The organism is Chitinophaga sp. Cy-1792 (assembly GCF_011752935.1).
Classification (GTDB): Bacteria; Bacteroidota; Bacteroidia; order Chitinophagales; family Chitinophagaceae; genus Chitinophaga.
This window is the reverse complement of record NZ_VWWO01000001.1, coordinates 1,610,208-1,632,977: the sequence shown is the minus strand read 5'-3', so window position 1 is coordinate 1,632,977 and position 22,770 is coordinate 1,610,208. Positions and strand designations below refer to the sequence as shown.

General features: G+C 44.0%; 20 protein-coding genes. 3 read left to right on the top strand and 17 right to left on the bottom strand.

All coding sequences use genetic code 11. The features are described from left to right. Window positions 1–126 precede the first annotated feature (126 nt). From nuoE to F3J22_RS06680, 7 genes are all read right to left on the bottom strand, one after another. Window positions 127–624, bottom strand: a complete 498-nt coding sequence (nuoE, locus tag F3J22_RS06710; RefSeq protein ID WP_167015533.1) for an NAD(P)H-dependent oxidoreductase subunit E — start codon at window positions 622–624, stop codon at window positions 127–129. A 29-nt stretch (window positions 625–653) separates the two neighbouring features. After that, complete coding sequence (locus tag F3J22_RS06705; protein ID WP_167015531.1) at window positions 654–1,874, bottom strand: NADH-quinone oxidoreductase subunit D; 1,221 nt, start codon at window positions 1,872–1,874, stop codon at window positions 654–656. Window positions 1,875–1,886: 12 nt separating this feature from the next. Further along, window positions 1,887–2,402, bottom strand: a complete 516-nt coding sequence (locus F3J22_RS06700) for an NADH-quinone oxidoreductase subunit C (RefSeq protein WP_167015529.1) — start codon at window positions 2,400–2,402, stop codon at window positions 1,887–1,889. A gap of 43 nt (window positions 2,403–2,445) precedes the next feature. Continuing rightward, entirely contained in the window at window positions 2,446–3,009 is a 564-nt protein-coding gene (locus F3J22_RS06695; protein ID WP_167015527.1) for an NADH-quinone oxidoreductase subunit B, read from the bottom strand. Between the two features lie 24 nt (window positions 3,010–3,033). Continuing rightward, window positions 3,034–3,408, bottom strand: a complete 375-nt coding sequence (locus F3J22_RS06690) for an NADH-quinone oxidoreductase subunit A (protein ID WP_240155013.1) — start codon at window positions 3,406–3,408, stop codon at window positions 3,034–3,036. A gap of 177 nt (window positions 3,409–3,585) precedes the next feature. Further along, window positions 3,586–5,346 (bottom strand): hypothetical protein, encoded by a 1,761-nt coding sequence (locus tag F3J22_RS06685; protein ID WP_167015523.1) that lies wholly within the window; start codon window positions 5,344–5,346, stop codon window positions 3,586–3,588. A 39-nt stretch (window positions 5,347–5,385) separates the two neighbouring features. After that, window positions 5,386–6,306, bottom strand: coding sequence for a substrate-binding domain-containing protein (locus F3J22_RS06680; protein ID WP_167015521.1), 921 nt, complete (start codon window positions 6,304–6,306; stop codon window positions 5,386–5,388). A 600-nt stretch (window positions 6,307–6,906) separates the two neighbouring features. Between F3J22_RS06680 and F3J22_RS06675 the strand changes: the two genes are divergently transcribed. Continuing rightward, on the top strand, window positions 6,907–7,344 hold the full coding sequence (locus F3J22_RS06675) for a low molecular weight protein-tyrosine-phosphatase (protein ID WP_167015519.1): 438 nt from the start codon (window positions 6,907–6,909) through the stop codon (window positions 7,342–7,344). A gap of 21 nt (window positions 7,345–7,365) precedes the next feature. Continuing rightward, window positions 7,366–8,724 carry a histidine--tRNA ligase gene (gene hisS, locus F3J22_RS06670; RefSeq protein WP_167015517.1) on the top strand — a complete coding sequence of 453 codons (1,359 nt, stop codon included), beginning with the start codon at window positions 7,366–7,368 and terminating at the stop codon, window positions 8,722–8,724. Between the two features lie 73 nt (window positions 8,725–8,797). On the opposite strand, the gene F3J22_RS06665 is transcribed toward hisS, so the two are convergent. The 5 genes from F3J22_RS06665 to F3J22_RS06645 all read right to left on the bottom strand — a co-directional run bounded on the left by F3J22_RS06665 (window position 8,798) and on the right by F3J22_RS06645 (window position 14,808). Next, complete coding sequence (locus tag F3J22_RS06665; protein ID WP_167015515.1) at window positions 8,798–10,807, bottom strand: protein-disulfide reductase DsbD; 2,010 nt, start codon at window positions 10,805–10,807, stop codon at window positions 8,798–8,800. 105 nt (window positions 10,808–10,912) lie between these two features. After that, window positions 10,913–11,368: a protein-disulfide reductase DsbD domain-containing protein gene (locus tag F3J22_RS06660; RefSeq protein ID WP_167015513.1), complete on the bottom strand. Its 456-nt coding sequence runs from the start codon at window positions 11,366–11,368 to the stop codon at window positions 10,913–10,915. 34 nt (window positions 11,369–11,402) lie between these two features. After that, complete coding sequence (gene purQ, locus F3J22_RS06655; protein WP_167015511.1) at window positions 11,403–12,095, bottom strand: phosphoribosylformylglycinamidine synthase subunit PurQ; 693 nt, start codon at window positions 12,093–12,095, stop codon at window positions 11,403–11,405. A gap of 190 nt (window positions 12,096–12,285) precedes the next feature. Continuing rightward, entirely contained in the window at window positions 12,286–13,263 is a 978-nt protein-coding gene (locus tag F3J22_RS06650) for a hypothetical protein (RefSeq protein WP_167015509.1), read from the bottom strand. Window positions 13,264–13,278: 15 nt separating this feature from the next. Beyond that, on the bottom strand, window positions 13,279–14,808 hold the full coding sequence (locus F3J22_RS06645) for a hypothetical protein (RefSeq protein WP_167015508.1): 1,530 nt from the start codon (window positions 14,806–14,808) through the stop codon (window positions 13,279–13,281). Window positions 14,809–15,012: 204 nt separating this feature from the next. On the opposite strand from F3J22_RS06645, the gene F3J22_RS06640 reads away from it, so the two are divergent. Then, window positions 15,013–15,930: a TIGR01777 family oxidoreductase gene (locus tag F3J22_RS06640; protein WP_167015506.1), complete on the top strand. Its 918-nt coding sequence runs from the start codon at window positions 15,013–15,015 to the stop codon at window positions 15,928–15,930. On the opposite strand, the gene F3J22_RS06635 is transcribed toward F3J22_RS06640, so the two are convergent. The 5 genes from F3J22_RS06635 to F3J22_RS06615 all read right to left on the bottom strand — a co-directional run bounded on the left by F3J22_RS06635 (window position 15,890) and on the right by F3J22_RS06615 (window position 22,378). Then, window positions 15,890–17,164, bottom strand: coding sequence for an anthranilate synthase component I family protein (locus F3J22_RS06635; RefSeq protein ID WP_167015504.1), 1,275 nt, complete (start codon window positions 17,162–17,164; stop codon window positions 15,890–15,892). The genes F3J22_RS06640 and F3J22_RS06635 overlap by 41 nt on opposite strands. Before the next feature lie 72 nt (window positions 17,165–17,236). Beyond that, window positions 17,237–17,689, bottom strand: coding sequence for a hypothetical protein (locus tag F3J22_RS06630; protein ID WP_167015502.1), 453 nt, complete (start codon window positions 17,687–17,689; stop codon window positions 17,237–17,239). A gap of 93 nt (window positions 17,690–17,782) precedes the next feature. Beyond that, the gene (locus F3J22_RS06625) at window positions 17,783–19,054 is read right to left on the bottom strand and encodes an adenylosuccinate synthase (RefSeq protein WP_167015500.1); all 1,272 of its coding nucleotides are present in this window, start codon (window positions 19,052–19,054) and stop codon (window positions 17,783–17,785) included. A 246-nt stretch (window positions 19,055–19,300) separates the two neighbouring features. Then, window positions 19,301–21,550, bottom strand: coding sequence for a bifunctional (p)ppGpp synthetase/guanosine-3',5'-bis(diphosphate) 3'-pyrophosphohydrolase (locus F3J22_RS06620; RefSeq protein ID WP_167015498.1), 2,250 nt, complete (start codon window positions 21,548–21,550; stop codon window positions 19,301–19,303). Window positions 21,551–21,619: 69 nt separating this feature from the next. After that, window positions 21,620–22,378: a response regulator transcription factor gene (locus F3J22_RS06615; protein WP_167015496.1), complete on the bottom strand. Its 759-nt coding sequence runs from the start codon at window positions 22,376–22,378 to the stop codon at window positions 21,620–21,622. Between the last annotated feature and the right edge of the window lie 392 nt (window positions 22,379–22,770).

Genomic DNA, 22,770 nt, shown 5'->3' with positions numbered 1-22,770 from the left:
TGAAACAAAAGCATCGTCTATGCGCCACAATACGGTGATTAAACCCAGTAGCAGTATAATTTCTACAATACTCTTCCTCTGCCCGTATAACATTCCTGATAACCGCATAAGATTCGTTTTACAGCATTAGTTAGCCTTAGATCTGCATTCAGCAATGATCTCATCAACCTTCGCCGGTGTCAGGTGCTCACGGTAATGCTTACCCAGCTGCATCATAGGCGCATATCCACATGCACCCAGACACTCCACTGCTTTCAATGTAAACATACCATCAGCGGTAGTTTCACCTACTTCTATACCCAGCGTACTTTTGATGTAATCAATAATATTGTCAGAACCATTCACCATGCAAGGACCTGTCTGACATACTTCAAACAAATATTTCCCTACCGGTTTCAGGTTGAACATGCTGTAGAATGTTGCTACTTCATACACCTCAATTGACTTCAGTTGGAGCAATTCTGCCACATAGTCCATCGTTTCTGCACTCAACCAACCACCAAATGATTCCTGTGCCAGGTGCAGCACCGGGATCAGCGCACTTTTCTGCTTTCCTTCCGGATAGCGTGCGATGATTTCTTTTACTTTATTCAGTTTCTCTTCAGAAAATTGAACCACAGCCATTATTTTAATCAGCTTTAATCTTAGAATTATTATGCATCCAGCTCTCCTGCAATCAGGTTCAGGGAACTCATACAGATGATCGCATCACTCAACATTGCACCCTGTACCAGTTCGGCATAAGCCTGATAATAAATGAAGCATGGACGACGGAAATGCAGACGGTAAGGACTACGGCCACCATCACTGATCAGGTAGAAGCCCAGTTCTCCGTTTGCTCCCTCTACTGCATTGTATACCTCTCCTTTCGGAATATCCGTTTCACCCATCACGATCTTAAAGTGATAGATCAACGCTTCCATTTTCGTATATACATCCTGTTTAGGAGGCAGATAGAATTCAGGAACGTCAGCATGGTAAACATCTTCAGGCAGGCCTTTTATTTTCTCCATTGCCTGACGGATGATGCTCAGACTCTCCCACATTTCGGCATTACGCACCAGGTAACGATCGTAGCAATCGCCGGTAGTACCTACCGGAACATTGAAATCGAAGTCCTGGTAAGAGCTGTATGGATTCGCAACACGTACGTCATAGTCGATACCGGCAGCGCGGAGGTTAGGGCCAGTGAAACCATAGCTCATGGCACGCTGTGCATCTATACCACCCACACCGGAAGTACGATCGATGAAGATACGGTTACGGGTAAGTAAGGTTTCAAATTCTTTCAGTACCGCAGGGTATTCAGCCATAAAACGGTCCAGTTTAGCCCATGCAGCAGGAGTGAAGTTTCTTTCGAAGCCACCCACACGACCAATATTGGTAGTGAGTCGGGAGCCACAGATTTCTTCATAGATTTCGTAGATCAGCTCACGATAAGTCATCAGGTACACGAAGCCGGTGAGGGCGCCGGTATCTACCCCGATAACGGAGTTACAGATAAGGTGATCCGCAATACGCGCCAGCTCCATGATGATTACACGCATGTAATCCACTCTTTTAGGGAGTTCTATACCAAGGAGTTTTTCTACGGTCAGATGCCAGCCCATGTTGTTGATGGGGGAAGAGCAGTAGTTGAGGCGATCTGTGAGTGGAGTGATCTGGTAGTAGGGACGACGTTCAGCGATTTTTTCGAATGCACGGTGGATATAACCAACGGTAGATTCTGCGCTAACGATACGTTCACCGTCTATTTCCAGGATATTTTGAAACACGCCGTGGGTAGCAGGGTGAGTGGGACCCAGGTTCAGTGTTTGTGTTGTTTTTTCTATCGAGCCTTCCGGCAGTTTGATATGTTGTTTCTGGTCTTGCATGTCCTGGTAGTATTAAATGTTACCGCCGCGACCAAACATCTCATCGTCTTTATCGGTACGCATGGAGTCTTCGAGCGGGAATTCCTTACGCATAGGGAAATAAGTCATTTCGTCTACGTTCAGGATACGTTTCAGGTTAGGATGACCTACAAAGTCAATCCCGAAAAAGTCATATGTTTCACGCTCCATCCAGTTTGCAGAAAGAAACAGTTTGGAAGCGGTAAATACTTTTGGAGCAGCAACCGGCGCAAAGACTTTCAGTCTCACGCGGACGTTATCCTGGAAGTTATGCAGATGATATACGACTGCCAGTTCTTCATTTTTCCTTTCGGGATAATGTACAGCAGTGATATCCGTCAAAAACTGAAAACGCAACTCCTCGTCGTCAAACAGGAATTGCATTATTTTCAGGTTAAAATCTCTTTGTGCGGTGAAGGTGAGCATGCCATACGGCTCTTCAAAACCGCTGACCACATCCCCAAACTTCTCCGTGAGGCGTTGCTGTATGCGTTCGTTTGTTAAAGACATTAACAATGTTAGATTTACGTTTAACGATTTACCTGTTCTTCAGTTATTTGATACCGTAGGATTCCATCAGTTCGCGGTATTTGTCCGAATGACGGCGACGCAGACTCTCATTATGAACGAGTTCCTGAATTTTCATGAAACCGTCGATAATACCTTCTGGTCTTGGAGGGCAACCTGGTACATATACATCTACCGGAATTACCTGGTCTATCCCCTGGAGAACGGAGTAAGTATCGAAAATACCACCGCTGCAGGCACAGGCACCAACGGCCATTACCCAGCGTGGCTCAGCCATCTGCAGATAAACCTGACGTACGATAGGGCCCATTTTCTTGGAAATAGTACCCATTACCATCAGCAGGTCGCACTGACGTGGCGTAAATGCCATACGTTCTGCACCGAAACGGGCCAGATCGTAAGTGGCTGCCATGGTAGCCATAAATTCAATTCCACAGCAGGATGTAGCAAAAGGCAGTGGCCAGATAGAATTCTTACGGGCCAGGCCTATAGCCTTATCAAAACTGGTGGCATAAAATCCTTCACCTGAATATCCCTCAGGAATATCCACCACCTTCACTTTGTTATTATATTGAACCGGACGAGGCATGGTAATAATTTTAAAGATTTAAGATTAGTCTTCCCATTTCAAGGCACCTTTCTTCACGATGTAGATAAAACCACACAGGAAGAACCCAACAAACATCAAAACGGCCATAAATCCATCCCATCCCAACTCTTTAAAGTTAACAGCATAGGGATAGAAAAAGATTACTTCCACATCAAATAGCACGAAGAGAATAGCGGTAAGAAAATACTTGATGGCTACAGGCTGGCGAGCGTTTCCTTTTTGCTCGATACCACTTTCGAAGTTGATAAGTTTGTCTTCAGTTTTACGTTTTGGACCCAGATAATGGGTTATTAACATGGTACTTCCGACAAAACCCACAGCAGCAAGTAATTGCAGCACAATAGGGAAATAGCTGAAGGGTGTCGATGATGCTGACAAAAGTTCAGTAGTATACATAAGCTTCCCGATAAAAATATTGACCGAATACGCAAAAGTACTGTAACTAAACCAAAAATCAAATCTATAAACAAGTAAAATATTAGATTTTTTCCTTAACCAGAAACAAAAAAACCCTCTGAAGTTCAGAGGGTTTTCGTTTCCTATGGAAAATAAATATTATTTGTTGCCGGCAGCGGTTTTAGCGCCATTTCCTGCTGGTTTACCAGCTGGTTTTTCGCGGGCAGCCATATTTGCCTTGATTTCTTTAACGGTAACACTATTAGGATCAACAGATAACAGTTTGTCCATGTAAGTGTTAATGTTGTCCTTATCTTCTTTATTGTAGTAGTACAGGAGGAGATAAGTATAGGCATTTACCAGGTTATTCCTGTTTTTAGCAGCATCAGCACCAGCTACTTCGATGTATTTCTCGAAATAAGGCTTGGCAATACCGGACTGACCTTGCTGATCTTTAGCGTAGTTAGCCATACCTCTGTAGTAGTAACCCATGATGAAGTCAGGTTTAACTTCGATCATTTTACCATACAGTTCGTCTGCTTTGTTCAGCGCTACGGTATCCTGTGGTTTTGCAGTTGCACCGAAGTAGTAGAACATCTGAGCAGGCAGATAGTAATCAATCGCCTGGAGTTGCTCTTTATTAGCTACACGCAGATCGTTAGCTTTCAGGTACCACTCACCAGCTTTGTCATACTTTCTTGCAGATTTGTAAGATTCAGCAACCGCATTGTATGCTTCAGGCTCTTTGGTAGTGTCCATGGATGCAAATTTCTCCAGGTACTCCAGACCTTTATCTGTGTAACCAGCCTGCGTTGCAGAATCAGAAGATTTCAGACGCAGATAGATGGTACTGAGGAGTTTATAATCCTGAACATTCAGGTTGCCACCTGCTTTCGCAGTATAGTCATCCATTACTTTTTTAGCGCTCAGAGAGTCACCTTTCTGCAGGTAAGCATCACCTACCAGGAGATTCAACTTATCAGCATTGGTAGCATCTGCACCAGCAGCCAGGGCAGCCTGACCTTTGGAGATCGCGTTATCGTAGTCTTTCTTAAAGAAAGCTACAGAAGCAGACAGATATTGCAGTTTAGTTTTATCTGCAGCATCAGCTACTTTCATGTAAGATTCCAGGTAACCGGCAGCTCTGTCCCAATCCAGCTGATCTTTCTTAGGAGTGGTGTAGAACAGGAACAGTTCGTAGAAAGCAGGAGCATAGTTAGCATCCATATTGGTTGCTTTTGTCCAGTCTTCAACAGCCTGTGTTTTCAGGTGAGCGTTGTAGTTCACCAGACCTTGCTTCATTACCGCTTCAGCATTGTTCTGGTCAATTTCCAGTGCTTTATCATAAGAGCTGATGGCTTTACCACCATTTTCTCCACCGAGGTAACGGTAAGCATCACCCAGTTCGATATAATCGGCTGCGGTAGCAGTATATACTTCTTTTTTCTTACGTCCTTCGTTGTTCATGAGTTTTTCCATGGTAGAAAGAGCGTAAGCGCGGTCACCGCCTTTAATTTCGGTGCTGGCGTCAGCAATAGCGCGGGCTACATCACCATCACGTCCCTGTGTAGCAGCGCTGGCAGCGTCAAATTTTTGTTTTGCAGCAGCAGCATCTCCTTTGATCAGGTCTAAACGGCCCATACCTACCTGCAGTAAAGCAGAGGTTGGAACAGCCTGCAAACCTTTCTGGAAAGTGGCAGCAGCACCAGCCTGATCACCCATGGCCAGTTGTGCTATACCCATGTAATAATAGGCTTTGTCTTCTGTTGGCTTCGCAGCAATTACTTTCTCGAAGGTCTGTTTTGCAGACACATTCTTTCCGTAATACAGGTCTTTCAATCCATCATCTACAGATTGAGCCATAGCACTACCAGAGGCAGCACACAGCATTGCTACGATTAAACTTTTCCGTCTGTTCATTTGCAATCTGATTTTTTTAATTTTTAGTTGTGTTGTTTTCTACTTTAAGTTGGCTTCTCTGAACACCACATTCAGGCGAGCCGGGAAAAGTCTGAATTGCTTGATAACCAATTGACCTTCATAACTGCCGAGGAAAGTTGCAAACCCCGAGCCAAGTCCATTGTAAGGTTCTTTCAGACAATAAAAGAAACCACGCTTCAACGGATAACTACCAATCCCGATAAATGCCTGATAAGGCCTCACAAATTCAGAATATCCGTCTGCACGCAATTTACATACCGTTACATCATTTTTAAATGCGATGGAAAGAGAATCACTCGGATCGGAGATCCAGCTAACACCTATTACACCGATGGCATCTTTGTTTTTTGTAACGTAATCTATCACCTCGGGGTTGGTTTTTGCCGCCATTACGTTGGCAGGTAATGGCTTGCCCTTATTGATAGAATCTTTGATATAACGCACTGTGCTTGAGTTGGCATTATCAAACACCAGTTGCCATTTTCTCTCGTCGTCCGTACCGTCCATGATCTTTTTTACCTGATCCATAGTCAGTATAGAATCGGGATTGCTGTGGTTTACCACCAATGCCAGCGCATCCCAGGCCAGCAGCAAACTACGGGGAGTTATCTTAATCTGCTTAAAATAATCCTTCTCCTGCTGGTTGAAATCTCTCGTTACTATCACCAATCGCGCACTATCACTCAAAAGATCTTTAAAACATTCTACTTCAGGTTTATATTCTGCAATAATATGCGCTTTAGGATATAAAGACTGAAAAACTTTAATTTCCGCTTCCATTAACGGCTGATACGTCTCGTCCACACTGATCTTTATCGTTCCCTCCGTTGGCGTATCCAACTTCTCCGTTTTGGAGTTTGAATTGTTACAGGCTGCAAACATTACAGCTGTAGCTGCCAGGCACAATGCCATGGTCTTAGTAACATTGAGAAATCTCATAACAAACCTCCTTTCGCTTATTTCCTGTTAATAAATAGTTTCCTCATTCCATTGAAAACTCTAAAGAGGCCGTAGATACATACTACTATACCGATTATCAGCAGCCACTTAGGTGACAAATTGAACTCAAAGCCAAATTTTTCAGAAAAAATCACGAAAAGACCAAAGAGTAGAAAGAACACCCCTCGGATTAACTCGCCCATCGGTCTATAAGTATTTTCTTTACGTCTGTTTGTTTGTTCGTCCTGCATTATATTGATTGCGATTTACAATTATACAAAAAAATATTTTTTAATCAGGTATATGAAAGTTTAGAAGATTGTTAAAAAAACTTGCTAAACTTAGTCCCAATCGCACAGCCAGCGGCAATTTGAGTCATTTTTTCAACAATTTGTATTTTTTAATGTGAATTTTCTTACCTATGCTTAATTTTCTGGTTTACCGATCTTTAATCCTTTAAGACTCATTCGATTGAAACAGTCGCTACCCCATGGCTCCTTATCACACGTTTCTATGATAACAACTACTAATAAGATGCGAATCAATGCAGATTTCCATAATATCTTGTAGGTTTGCGGCCTGATTTCAATATAATTTAACATGAAAATTTTAATGGTCTGCTTAGGTAACATCTGTCGATCTCCCCTTGCTGAAGGCGTGATGCGACATCTGGCAGCCGAACATCATCTCTCCTGGACTATCGATTCCGCAGGTACCGGCAACTGGCACATCGGTGATCAACCCGACCACCGCTCCATCCGTATCGCCAGATCACACGGCATCGATATCGCCAGCCACCGTGGTCAACAGTTTTCTGTTGCCGACTTCGACCAATTCGATCGGATTTATGTTATGGATCGTAGTAACTATAACAATGTCATCCATCTCGCCCGACATCAGGCCGATCGTCAGAAAGTCCATTTTCTCCTGGAAAATGAAAAAGAAGTGCCAGATCCATGGTTTGATGATGCACTCTTCGCACCCGTATATAATCTCATATATGATGCCTGCGAAAAAATTGTAAAAAACGAACAGTAACCAAACTTATTAATACAGACAATGATTATAAAACCCACCATAGTATCAGGAACCCGTGATTTTGGACCTGTAGTCGTTAAAAAACGTAACTACATTTTCCAGACCATACGCGCTATATTTGAATTGTATGGCTTTCAACCACTTGAAACCCCCGCAATGGAAAACCTCTCTACCCTCACCGGAAAATATGGTGAAGAAGGAGACCAGCTGATGTTCAGAATTATGAATAACGGGGACAAATTGCTCAAACAGGTAGAAAGCGCTGGCAGCACAAAGGAACTTATCTCTACTATCACGGAAAAAGCGCTTCGCTATGATCTCACCATACCTTTCGCCCGCTATGTAGTAATGAACCATAACGATCTCCCTCTCCCGTTCAAACGCTACCAGATGCAACCGGTATGGAGAGCGGATAAACCGCAGCGTAGCCGCTATCGCGAATTTTACCAGTGCGATGCAGACGTAGTAGGCAGCAACTCCCTCCTCAATGAAGTGGAACTACTGTTGATCTACGATACCGTTTTCACTAAATTCGGCCTGAAAGGCTATGAATTACGTGTCAACAACCGCAAAATTCTTAGTGGTCTGGCAGAAGTTATCGGTAAATCTGATCTCCTTACAGATATTACCATCTCCATAGATAAACTGGATAAAATCGGTATTGATGGCGTACGCAAAGAGTTGATTACCCGCGGTTTGTCTGACAACGACATCGCCATTATCGAACAATTTCTGGCCATCAATGGTACCAACGAAGAGAAACTGGAAAAACTGAAAGTACTGCTGAAAGACAGTCCTACCGGGCAAAAAGGTATCGAAGAACTTTCCTTCGTACTGAATTCTGGTTACGCGACTTTTAACACTTCCCCTATTGTAGATGTAACACTGGCCCGTGGCCTGAACTACTATACTGGTATGATCGTGGAAGTGAAAGCACCTGCTGAAGTAAGTATAGGTAGCATCGGTGGCGGTGGCAGATACGACGACCTCACTGGACTGTTTGGCCTGAAAGGCATTTCCGGTGTTGGTATCTCTTTCGGTGTAGATCGAATTTATGATGTGCTGGAAGCACTCCAGCTCTTCCCTGAAACTGCCGGTCAGTCTACCAAAGTACTGTTCCTGAACTTAGGTGAAGACAATGCCCGTGTAGCCTTCCAACATGTAATGGCACTGCGTAATGCAGGTATCGCGGCAGAACTTTACCACCAGAACGCCAAGATGGATAAACAGATGAAATATGCAGATAAACGCGATATTCCGTTTGTCGCCATCATCGGTGAATCCGAATTACAGGAAAACTCCGTGAGCATCAAAAACCTGCAAACTCGTACGCAGGAAAAGATCGATGCAGCTGCTGTTGTCGGATTTGATTTTAATTAAGCTATCAAGTAGTTATATAAAACAGAAAAGACGGCCAGATGGCCGTCTTTTCTGTTTTATACGGGATACCCGATTATTTTTTTGTGCGCTTCTCGAATTCAGCTTTTGCATCTTCGAGATATTTTACAAACGCATCTACATCTTCTTTAGGGTCATAACCATAACCTTTATTCACCAGCTGTTTACCTTCCAGGTCTACAGGGATATAGTATGGCTGTGAGTTTCTGTTGAAGTGAGTGGCTTCCAGGTCCAGGTTACGCTGGCCAACATTGGTCACCTTTCCTCCGTCGAATTTAGAAACGAATTGCTCATTTTCTGGCAGAGACGTTTTTTCATCTGTATACAGAGAAGCAACTACGAAATCATTACGCAGGATCTTCATTACTTTCGGACTGGAGAGTACTGATTTTTCGAATTTACGGCAGTTTACACATGTATGGCCGGTAAAGTCGAGCATCAGTGGCTTATTAGCGGCTTTTGCTGCTGCTATTGCCTCGTCGTAATCAAAGAATACATTTTCCACACCAGGAATTTCAGAGTGCAGAATGCCTACCAGTTTCTTAGGTTTTACCAGGGTAGCGTCAGATTTAGCGCCACCACCGCCGGCACCACTTTCCAGCGAAGCCTGGATATCAATCAGAGAGCGGTTCAGGTTAAAGTCCTGAGAGCCTTCATGTGGCAGGAATCCGCTGATACCTTTCAGTGGAGCACCCCACATACCAGGCACCATGTACACCACAAAGGTAAATGTGATGATAGCAAAGCAGAGACGTGTTACGGTCAGGAAAGGAATATCGCTGTCGTGACTGAATTTCAGCTTACCGATCAGGTAAAGGCCTAACAGGGTAAATATTGCGATCCACAGTGCCAGGAAGATTTCTCTGTCCAGCAGGTTCCAGTGGTATGCCATATCCACATTAGAGAAGAATTTCAGTGCCAGAGCCAGTTCCAGGAAACCTAAAGTCACTTTTACCGCGTTCAGCCAGCCACCGGATTTACCGATTTTATTCAGCAGACTTGGGAACAGTGCAAAGAGAGAGAATGGAATGGCCAGTGCCAGAGAGAATCCAAACATACCTACCAGCGGCCCTGTGTTACCACCTTTTGCTGCCAGTACCAGCAGGTTACCCAGGATCGGCCCTGTGCAGGAGAAGGAAACGATCGCCAGGGTCAGCGCCATGAAGAAAATACCTATAAAGCTGCCCATTCCGGCTTTGGAATCAGAAACGTTTGCCCATGAACTAGGCAGGGAGATTTCGAATGCGCCCAGGAAGGAGAATGCAAATAACAGGAAGATGACAAAGAATATCATATTCGCTATTCCATTACTAGCCAGGTTATTCAGAGCACTTGCACCAAAAATTTTGGTGATCAGGAAACCCAGGAATGTATAGATGATAATGATAGACAGCGAGTAGATAAATGCATTTTTGATACCTGCAGCTCTTGTAGCACTTCTTTTTGTAAAGAAGCTCACCGTGATTGGAATCATGGAGAAAACGCAAGGAGTAATCAATGCAATGAAACCACCACCAAAGCTGGCGATGAATATCCACCAGAGGGATTTATTGGAAGCATCATCTTCTGCTACTTCACCGACAGCGGCGTTATCGCCGGATGCAGCAGCGGCAGGAGCTGCCACCTGAACACTAAATGGTACCTCTTCCGTCGCAAATTCGCCTCCTTTTAAAACGTTATAGGTGATTTTACCCGACAGTTTATCAGCAGGGGCGGTCAGTTTCACATGAACCACCAGGTCCACTTCGTTTTCAAAATATTTCACATCGGCATCCAGCAGCGGTTCTTTCTTTGATTCCAGTTTACCTTCCTCAGTGATACCAGTGATAGTGCCTTTAACGGTGCTATCGAGTACAACACGGGTGTTTACCTGGTCATCTCCCATGGTGGAAGAATACAGTTGTACACCTTTTTCGATAGTTCCTTTCAGGTGAACGTTATATTCCTGATCATTTACCTTTTCAGCGGTGAAAGTCCACTTAACAGGTTTATTGCTGTCCTGGGCGTTGGCAACCCCTGCAAACAGCATAAATACGGGTATAAGTAATGAAAGCAGATGCTTCATAAAGTCAATAGGCTTTAAATAATACTTTGTAAAGAAAACAACAAACGAGTTCCAGTAAGGTGGAACTCGTTTGATAAAAGTCTTTTATGTGTGTAGCGGATCAACTTATTTTCCACCTACAGAGATCGCAAACTCTACTTCTTTTGGAGGCAGACATTGGTGATCATCGCACACCATATATTCTACGGAACCTTTCACTTTTACGGCAGCTTTACCTTTAACGGTAACTTTCTGTACGAAATCTACCATGCCTTCGTAATATTTCAGTTCTGAGTTGAAGTTTTTATCGAAGTGTTTCTGCAGCTTACCTACTTCAGTGATCTTACCCTGTGCTACTGCCAGTGGGCTTTTACCGATCTTGAAGCTGGTAGGAACAGGACCTTCACCGGCTTCCTGTGCATATAAATGCCAGCCTGCGTCGATGGTCGCTGTCATGTGCAGTTCCCAGGTGGTTTCGTTTATTTTTTTGGAAGAGAACTTCCAGTTCACTGGGTTCTCTATCTGTGCGCTGGCCAGGATAGGCAGCGCAAAGAGTGCCAGCACGGTTAATAACTTCTTCATACTTAGCTTTTTAATTGGTTGGTTGGATTGATTATTAGTTATTGTTGATTAAACTCTGGAATATCAACTGACCATCTGTATTACCCAAAGCGCCGCTTGTAGCTCTTTCCGGGTGAGGCATCATACCAAATACATTACGGTTTTTGTTACAGATACCTGCGATATTACGGATGGCTCCGTTTGGATTAGCTGTATCAACAACATTGCCAAACTCATCGCAATAACGGAAAAGGATCTGATTGTTAGCAGCCAGCTCATCCAGGGTAGCCTCGTCAGCATAGTAACGACCTTCACCATGAGCGATAGGGATCATCAATGCACGACCAGTTACATCTTTAGTCAGAGAAGCAGTACTGTTCTCGCTTTTCAGGTATATGTTCTTGCAAATGAACTGCTGATTCTGGTTCTGCAGCAATGCACCTGGCAATAAACCCGCTTCACACAGAATCTGAAAACCATTACATACACCAATTACACGGCCACCTTTGTTGGCAAACTCGATCACACTCTGCATCATTGGACTAAAACGAGCAATAGCACCGCAACGCAGGTAATCTCCATAGGAAAAACCACCAGGCAATACGATACAATCTTCGGTAGTAAATGCGCTCAAATCTTTGTCCTTATGCCACAGCTCGATAACTTCCTGACCCAGATCGTTACGTAAAGAGTCAATCATATCATGATCACAGTTAGAACCCGGAAAGGTGACAACACCAAATTTCATCTGAAAATGTTTTGTGTTTATGTAGTAAAAAATGCTTTTAATTATCTGATTTCCTTCGATTTTTACAAGCATTATCACCTGCAACAAATCTACAAGGAAAGCACAAAATTACTTCGCCGTTCGCAATTTTCCATTGCCGCTTATCCGGAAAAATGAAATTGCTGAATATCAATGACTTGAAAACCCCTTTTTAGCTGAAATATTGCATAATTATAACATATGCGAAGGTAATCAGGTGCACAATGTTGGCAAAGGCATCGCTGGGGATGCACCAGAAAACGTTTCCGGCAAACATGGAAACAGGCAATACTGCCAATACCCAATAAGCCGGCGAAAAATGCACATTGAAGAATGGCACCAGCATGGCTACCAATACATATATGATCATCGCTGCCCAGATTTTTCTGCTCTGGATCAGCATCTTCTTTAATGGTCTTTGTAATAATAACCAGCCCAGCACAAAGAACAACGTACAGGCGATCATGGCGCCCCATACCTTGTAATCCGTAATCATCGGCAGCGAAAGGCCGATATTCGGAATTTTCCACATGAGTGTTGTCTGGTTGGTCAGAAACAGGTATGTACCCATTAAATAAATCGGACAAACCAACCCCAGCAAGGCAATAATCCACTCCGCCAGCCTGAAAGCACGCATAAACAGCATACTTACCAGTAATAACAGGCAGAAAATAATAGCCGGGAAGTAAAACAATCCGCAAATACCAATGGCAAAACCTATGTTAAATACGATATCTCTGGCCGAAGTACGCGTATACAGCTCCGTAATACTGGAAAATACCCACAGCATCATCAGGTTCACAATGATGGCCGGAGAAAATGCATTCCAGCTCTGTAACATGGAGGTAAACAGCAGGTAACACATCGCCGGCAGGTAAGTCGGCTTGGCAAACAGGCGGTGATGGTTCACAATTTTTGTGAATAACAGCGACTGTATTACCAGCATCAGCACAGCCAGGGCAGTAAAAAAGAAAGGACTGTCACCCACGAAACCATGCAGCCACTTTACCAGCAATCCATATAATAAGCCCTCCGACCCATCTGCCAGGTAAGTGGTAGGATGGACCAGATAATAAAACTTAACTACAAGCGTGTATATCAACAACAGCAATACCGTAAGCGGATTGCCGGAACGGAAAAATTTTATCACAGTGCAAAGGTGTGATTAAAAGTCAATTTTAGCAAAGCAAATGTAATTTCTGTAGATACATGGTATCAATACAGTATGGGAACTGATCTGTTTACCGTAACGAGGCATAAAGGTATAACCCTTATCCAGGTTCCTCAGTGTAGGCATTCTGTTTACCTTTCCACCCGGCTCCAGACTGTTATCCAGCAGGATATAGCTCCTTCTGTCCAGGTCATTATAGAGGAAACGCAGCTGATTGCCCACGTTCACCATCATATAAGAGAGATACAGATCGGCATTATCGTCGTACTGGCTTTTGTTAACGAAGTTGTTCCACTGCATGTTACCTTCGTCATCGAACGACATGACAATTACTTTATCATAGTGGTAGCGCAGGCCCTGTGAATTGTTCCAGTAACCTGGGTTATAGTACCATGGAGAATAATAAGGATTATAGTAATAAGGGGAATAGTAGCCGCCATAACCACCAGGACCGTACATATAATTCCAGCGGTTCCATGGCTGATAACGGGAAGAAGTCGAGAAAGATTCTGCCGTCATCAGGAAGCCGCCATCAGCAGTATTGATCACTTTTCTGATGAAATAGTCGTTGAAAGCTGCGGCAGTACTGGATTCACCCCTTGCGGCAGCTTTGAGGTCGTTGGAAAACGCCACCGTCTTTTCATATAAGGTTTTCTGATTTTTGAAATCATATTTGTAGACGTACAGCCCTTCTACGTTTCCTCTTTTCTGTTTGTAGGAAAATGCTGTAATCAACGCAGTGCCCTTCTGGTTATCCAGTTTCATCTTAATTTCATCCAGCAACTGCGAATGGAACTGTAGCGGAGTTACCTCAAAGCTGTCTACCAGTGGATGCTTCATAATCATACTGCCACTGATAACATAATCTTTGCCACTGCCTCTTTCCAGTTTATTAAAGAGAAAATCACCGTCGTTGGTGAGATTGAAGTTATTGAGGAAGAATTTCTTCGTTTGCATTGGCAGCATCACCTTGCTGTTATTGACCAGGTGCATGTTGCCGTCGTAGAGGAAAGTATAAAAGAGGTTATTATCTTCCTTATCCTGGTTAATCTTGTAGATCAGAATCCGGTTTTTATCTTCCGAAACTTCTACAGAATAAACTTTATTCTCTTTAGAATAATAACCTATGCGGGTAGAATCGATCAGGAGCGGCTCTGAAGCAAAAGTAGCGTCCGGGCTCATAGTGGCACAGTAGCTAAAAACAGCATCTTTGAACTGAAACTGATAGATCATCAACACTCTATCCGGATAGGCAACGAAATCCATACTGATCACTTTCTTGGGCAGGAAGTCCAGCTTTACCCGCTGTTTCAGCTCCATTCCGTTATCATAAACAGAAACTGCATAGTCACCGCGGTCAGACTTATACACCAGGATATTACCGGACACTTTACCGATAATTTCGAATTCAGTGTTTTTGTAGTCGTCTTTTTCCGGTTGTGAATAGGAAATCTTTTGTGCCATTGCTGTGGAAGTAGCAAAAAGCATCAGTATTAACAGTTGAATGCGGTATAGCGTATGCATGCTTCAGTTAAATTTCAAAAGTTGTTGGTTATGATGCAGGAATCTGTCTGCACACATTAATTTCAAACTTACACTAAAATTTAGAATATTGAATAGCAATTTCCGTGCACAATTCCGTAGGGGTTTTCCCGTTACATTAAATACCGAAAGGCTGGATTTATTGTGTACATTTAGATAATTATTTTACAAACCAGAATATTCTACATGGAAACCGTTTTAATTACCGGTGGCACCGGCCTGGTAGGCACCGCATTAACGGCTCTTTTGCTGGAGAGAGGCTTCAGGGTAATTGTACTATCCAGGACACCGGAGCAGGGAGAAAACAAGCAGGTACAATACGCCCGTTGGAACATATCCACACAACAGATAGATACTGCTGCCCTGCAGCAGGCAGATTATATTGTTCATCTGGCAGGGGCTCCGGTAGCTGAAAAGCGCTGGTCTGCCTCCCGTAAGCAGGAGATCATCGATAGCCGTACACAGAGCAGTGAGCTGCTGGTAAAGGCGTTAATGTCTACCCCCAATAAAGTTAAAAAGGTCATCAGTGCTTCTGCCACTGGCATCTATGGCCCATATACCGGCCATACCTTCACCGAATCGGACCCTCCTGCCACTGATTACCTCGGCAGCACCACCGCCGCCTGGGAAAACAGTATCAGCGAAGTACAGTCACTCAATAAGAAACTGGTTATTTTTCGTATAGGCATTGCGTTAAGCAGAAACGGGGGCGCCCTGAAAGAATTCTATAAGCCTTTGAAGTTTGGTTTCGCCACCGTAATGGGCTCTGGTGAACAATACATCAGCTGGATACACCTCCACGACCTGGTACGACTTTTCTTTAACGCCATCGTTAATGATAAGCTGGAAGGCGTTTACAATGCCGTAGCTCCCAATCCGGTGACCAATAAGGAGCTGGTGCTCAGTATGGCCCACGCAGCTAAAGGCAATAGCTTTATGACCGCCTATGCACCTGCGGCTATTTTAAAAATAGCTTTAGGGGAGATGAGTGTAGAGGTATTAAAAAGTGTGAGAGTTTCTTCCGAAAAGATACAGCAAACAGGTTTTCAGTTCTCCTATCCTACTATTGACCAGGCGATGGAACAACTGTTTCCGCATCGGTAATCACTGTACGTAAGGCCGCTGCCTTCAGCAAACATTCCTCCCACTCCTTTTCAGGATCGCTGTAAAAGGTAATGGCAGAACCAGTCTGGAAGGATAAATACTTCGCCGTTTCGTTATAAAGAATACTTCTGATCACCACATTGAAATCAAAATCACCTGATGGGGTGATATATCCGACTGCGCCGGAATATAGCCCACGGCGGGTTGCCTCATGCGATTCAATCAGCTGCATGACACTGATTTTGGGTGCACCTGTCATGCTACCCATCGGGAATGTGGTTTGTAAAACTTCCGTGAAAGGCTGATCTGCAGGGAGTTCTGCGGCAACGGTGGAAATCATGTGATGTACCTGTGCAAAAGAATAGATCCCGAAAAGCTCGTTTACCTTCACAGAACCTCTGATGGCTGCATGCGAAAGGTCATTGCGGACAAGGTCTACCACCATTACGTTTTCGGCCCTTTCTTTGGGATTGTTATACAGCGCGGTTTTCAGGGCATCGTCCTTAACAGGGTCCGGGTCTTTTTTACTGGTGCCTTTGATGGGCTGTGAGATGACGTGGGTACCTTTTTTCTGCATGAACCTTTCCGGGCTGGAGCAGACCATATACTTATCATCTACCCTATAAAAAGCCGCAAATGGCGCAGGGTTCAGGGCATTCAACCGGCGGTATAACGCCGGAGGATATACGTCGGCATTTTCGATATAATTCTCACGGCAGAAATTCACTTCATAGCAATCACCTCTCAGAATATGCTCCTGCAGGGATTTTACTGCATCGATATACTTATCATGGTGGAGTCTTGCCTGAATAGGCTGTGATAATACAGCAGTGCTGGCTGCTGTGGTGGCAGGATACTGTCTGCAATCATTAAGGATAGACAAGGCTTCTTCCCTGGAGAGCTCAGGCGCGCCAATACTGATCTGATTTTTTTCCAGGAGCATGAGGATACGTGGCTGGAAGAAGAACAAATCCGGAAACCCTATACCGTCGTGGTTTTGTGAATAGAGGCCTGGTACGACTTCATTTTTCAGGTCATACGCGAGGTGTCCGAAAATCCAGTCTTGCTGAGTATGGTGAAACTTCAGTAGTTCGGGAAATGCGTTACCGGCGGGTTTTTCGAGGGTTGTTAAGGCATCGGCTGCCAGTACTGCTTCGTATTGATGATGGACAGAAGGATAGTCGTTATTGTCCAATAAACAGCAAATGTTGAACTGGCTTGCCCAATTCAACATTTGCTGTTTAAGTATTTTGTGATCATCAACCGGGAAAATGTGAAAAATCCTGATAATAATCTCTTTTAATGCTTAAAAATCGTCGTCATCGTCATCAAAGCCACGGTCGTTGAACAGATCCATGTCTTTGAATTCATCATCAAAGCCGAGGTCATCGTCTTCTTCAGATTTTTTGGTAGAAGGACGGCCGCGTTTACCTTTGGATTTAGGCATGTCGAATTCTTCGAAGTCTGGGTCATAGTCTTCGTCTTCGCCTTTTTCCCAGGCATCGTCCATATCGTCCAGGTCTTCATCCTCGCTGTCATCATCATCCTCGTCGTCGTCGGACTTGCGTTTAGATTTAGAAGGGGATTTATCTGATTTTTTGGGCGATGCTTTGGAAGTGGTTTCCTCTTCATCGTCCTCATCCTCATCATCTTCATCCACCTCTTTCTTAGGCTTGGCCGCAGCTTTAGGAGCGTCTTTTGCAGTCTTAGGAGAAGTAGTTTTTTTAGTCTCTTTCTCTTTATCAGATTTTGATTTCATAATAGGTTCACTTATTTCTTTGCCGTAAAGTTTTAATAGTTTTTTTTATTCGCCAAATTTTTTTTGCCGTTTTTTTTCCGTAATTTTTTGCAATTACTGTTCGAGAATCTGGTCACGTCCTGGCCCGTTGGAAACGTATTTCACGGGAATGCTCAGATATTTCTCTACGGAAGATACAAATGATTTCATTTCATTTGGTAACTCATTGAATTGCTTGCACGTAGAAGTTTTATTTGTCCAGCCCGGGAATGTTTCGTAAACAGGTTTTACGTCTAACCCGGTGAGCTGGAACGGCAGTTGTTTGGTTTGTTGACCATTAATTTCATAGGCGGTACAAGCCAGTACTTCATCAAACTCATCAAGAACGTCTGATTTAGTCATTACCAGCTGGGTAACTCCACTAAGCATGCAGGTATAGTTCAGTGCAACCAGGTCGATCCAGCCACAGCGGCGTGGGCGGCCGGTAACGGCACCAAATTCGTGACCTGCGGCACGCAGTTTTTCACCGGTAGCATCATGCAGTTCGGTAGGGAAAGGACCGCTACCAACGCGGGTGCAATAGGCTTTTGTAACACCAATTACTTCTTTAATCCATTGTGGGGCAATACCGAGGCCATTGCACACACCTGCAGAGATAGTATTGGAAGAAGTTACGAAAGGATAGGTACCGAAATCAACGTCAAGCATAGAGCCCTGAGCGCCTTCTGCCAGTACTTTTTTACCGGCTTTCAGTTTTTCGTTGATGAAATATTCACCTGCTACCACGTTCATGGTTCTCAGGAATTTAACAGCATCGAAGAATTCTGCTTCCCATGCTGCGATATCGTCGCTGAATTCGCTGCTGTCGTAGTGAGAGAGCAATTCCAGGTGTTTAGCTTTCAGTTTACCGTAGAGTGCTTCAAAATCTGCAGACATCACATCACCAACACGGAGGCCATTTCTACCGGTTTTATCCATGTAAGCCGGGCCGATACCTTTCAGTGTGGAACCGATTTTATCGTTGCCTTTAGCCATTTCGGACGCTTTATCCAGCGCACGGTGGGTAGGAACGATGATGTGGGTCTTTTCAGCTATGAAAAGATTTTTTGTCAGGTCAATGCCCAAAGCGGAGATATCTTCGCTTTCTTTCTTGAAGGCTACCGGGTCCAATACTACGCCATTACCAATGAGGTTGATGGTGTTTTCATGGAATACACCTGATGGAATGGTGCGCAATACTACTTTCTGTCCATTCACATAGAGTGTATGTCCCGCGTTCGGGCCGCCCTGGAAACGGGCTATCACGTCGTACTTACCGGCAAAATAGTCCACAATTTTACCTTTACCTTCGTCGCCCCATTGCAGGCCTAACAAAACGTCTACCATAATTATTTAATTATTTATCGGAGGTTGTTGCTTTAAAAGAAGTCGCAAAATTAAAGCGAATTATAACAATTACAAATTTCTGAAGGTCTGTGATTTGATTTCTCACATGACAAAAGACCAGGAATGCCTGCAAATTGTTTGTGTAGGTTTTCATCTGCCAGCCCTTGACAGGCCGGAAAAATCCCGTTTTCGGGAGACACGGCAGGCATCTTCCGAAAACGGGAAAATATATATTTTAAATTAAAATCAGGATTCTTCCAGACGTTGTACAGACTGGATTCCATCCAGGTTTTTAAGCCTTTCTACCAGCTCGTCCAGCTCGTCCTTGTCGTGCACATATACTTTGATCAACCCTTCAAATAAGCCTTCTTTCGATTCAATACTCAATGCAGATATATTTACCTTGAGTTCACCGGAAATAATATTGGTGATTTTGTGGATAACTCCCACATCATCCATTCCTATTATACGTAAACCAGTGAGGAAGGATATTTCACGATTTTTAACCCATTTGGTTTTTACTACACGGTGGCCATAATTAGCCAGTAGCTGTGCAGCATTCGGACAATTGGTACGATGTATTTTCAGCCCCTCGCTGGCGGTAATAAAGCCAAATACGTCATCGCCGGGAATCGGGCGACAGCAATTAGCCAGCTTATAGGCAATCCTGTCTGAGCTTTCACCGAAAATAATCAGTTCTGCATCTTTTTTCGACGGAATCTGGTGTTTTACCTGCTCTTCCGCAACATGATCAGGTTGCTTAACAGGTGCAGGTTTAGGCGCTTCCAGCTTATCTCCCAGGAGAGAAAACTCTTTCAGCTCTCTCAGATCAATATTTTTAACTGCGATCTGATAATATAAATCCAGCGCAGAAGGCTGTTTATAGAACTGTGTCAGTTCATTGATGTTATATTGACTGGCAGTGATCTTCATGTGGTCCAGCTTGCGTTCCAGCGCTGCTTTACCGTCCATGGCCACTTTACGTTTTTCTTCCTTCAGCGCATCTTTGATCTTGGACTTGGCTTTGGCAGTGAGCACAAAGTTGAGCCAGTCTTCAGAAGGCTTTTGTTTATTGGAGGTAATGATCTCTACCTGGTCGCCACTGCGCAATTTGTGACTTAATGGCACCAGTTTATAATTCACTTTGGCGCCTATACACTTGTTACCCACCGCACTGTGTATAGAATAGGCAAAATCCAGTGCAGTAGAGCCTACCGGCAGGATTTTCAGGTCACCTTTCGGTGTATATACGTAAATCTCTTCGGTGAAGAGATTGCTTTTAAAATCGGCCAGGAAGTCCAGTGTATTGGAATCCGGGTTGCTGAGAATTTCGCGGATCTGGGTAAACCACTGGTCAAATTTAGACTCCTGTTGTGGCTGGGTGCTACCTTCCTTATAACGCCAGTGGGCGGCTACCCCTTTTTCAGCGTAATCGTTCATGCGTTTGGAACGGATCTGTACTTCCACCCATTTACCCTGCGGCCCCATCACGGTAACATGCAAAGCCTCATAACCGTTGGATTTCGGGTTACTGAGCCAGTCGCGGGTACGTTCCGGACTTGGATGATAGAAATCGGTGATGATGGAATAAACTTTCCAGCAATCGGCCTTTTCCTTTTCAATCGGGCTATCCATGATGATACGGATCGCGAATAGATCGTATACTTCTTCGAAGCTTACTCCCTTGGTTTTGATTTTGTTATGGATAGAGTGGATGGATTTTGGCCGGCCATATATCTCAAAATTAAATCCTTCTTCCTGGAGTACTTCCTTGATAGGTTTGATAAACTCATTGATATAGCGGGTACGTTCACGCTTGGTTTCCTTGAGTTTACGGGCAATGTCTTTATAGGTCTGCTGTTCAGTATATTTCATTGCCAGGTCTTCCATCTCGGATTTGATATTGTACAAACCGAGGCGGTGGGCCAGCGGGGCATAGATGAATACTGTTTCAGAGGCAATTTTCAGTTGTTTCTCACGGCTCATACTGTCGAGGGTACGCATGTTATGCATCCTGTCGGCCAGTTTAATCAGGATAACCCTTGGGTCATCGGCGAGGGTGAGTAATATTTTCTTGAAGTTTTCAGCTTGCGCGGTGCTGGTACTGGAATCGATGACAGTGCTGATTTTGGTAAGACCGTCAACGATATGCGCTATTTCGGAACCGAATTCCCTGGCGATATCTTCCAGTGTTACTTCGGTATCTTCTACGGTATCATGTAGGAGGGCGCAGATAGCGGAGCGGACACCGAGTCCGATTTCTTCCACGCATATTTGTGCCACTGCCAGCGGGTGAAGGATATAAGGTTCGCCGGATTTGCGTCTCATTTCCTTGTGGGCATCCGCTGCCATTTCAAAAGCAGTACGTACCAATTCTCTGTCGCCCTTTTTCAGTCGCGGTTTGAGCGCTCTGAGCAAAGCCCGGTAATGGCGTACGATTTCCTTTTTTTCCTGCTCTTCGTCTAGATTATATTTTTGAACTACCACTGTTTCCATTGCCTTAAAGTTACGATTAAATATAATCTGAAAGAAAAACAGCTATGGAAATGCAGTAAATACGGGGATTTATAGTCTGATAGGGTTTTTCAGCGGTACAGCCACCCTTTCAATTACCTTTTCAGGCGGCACTTTCAGCCTTAATCCGGCGTTATGATATGTCTCCAGTTCAAACCCAGCCAGGAAATCCTTTATCTGCCTACGGACTTTCGTCACGTAAACATCCATACTGCGGCTGTTTTGCAGATCATCTTTGCCCCAAACCTTTATTAACAGCTCATCTCTGCGGATGATTACGTTCGGGCGGCTCAGGAAATAGCGTATTACCTTGGCTTCCATTGGCGAAAGCCTTCCTACAGGAGATTTCGTGGTATTATCTATTACTTTCAGACGTCTGTAGTGGAAGGTATAATTCCCTACGGAATGCGCCAGTAACAGGTCGTTGCGTACCGGCCGGGAATATTTCAGGAAAACCAGGATACGACGCATCAGCTCCATCATGTTAAATGGCTTGGTAAGATAGGTGTCGCCACCTATCCTGAAGGCATCGATCCGGTCGTTATCATCGGTACGTTCTGCGGAGAAGAAAATAACGCATACCAGGGAGCTGTCTTCCCGGATGAGTTTGGCCAGTTCAAAGCCGTTTATGCCAGGCAAAACGATATCGAGCAGACAAACATCGAAGCGGTCTGCCTTGTAAGCTTCCCAGGCTTCGGAGCCGTCCAGGTAATGGTCCACACGAAATCCGGCTTCTTCCAACCTTCTCTTAACGAGGGCACCGAACACCTTATCATCTTCGACCAGTAAAATTTTTGGATTCTTGTTCATAGACAATGGGGGCTTAGTGAACACCAAATCTTTTCTTAAAAGCACTCATCGGATATGGTTATTCTGTTGTATATGCTTAACCCTGCAAACAGTCATGCAAGTTTTATAAAATTCTAATCCTCCGCAGTTAATCAGTCGTTAATCAAACACTAAACATCCTCAAACGGATAAAGGTCAGCACATCTACTATCGCTAGTTAATCCGGGGCTTTTCATTATGTACGTATAAAAACAAAAATCAGACTCGAAGGATCAAAATGAGCAGCCACTATTTTATTAACAGGAAGAACAAGGATTTCAACACATTATCAACATTTCTGTAAAAATAAATATAAAACCGCTACAGTGGCTCATAAAGCAGGTATCTCCCGTTAAACATCTTCCTGAAAACCA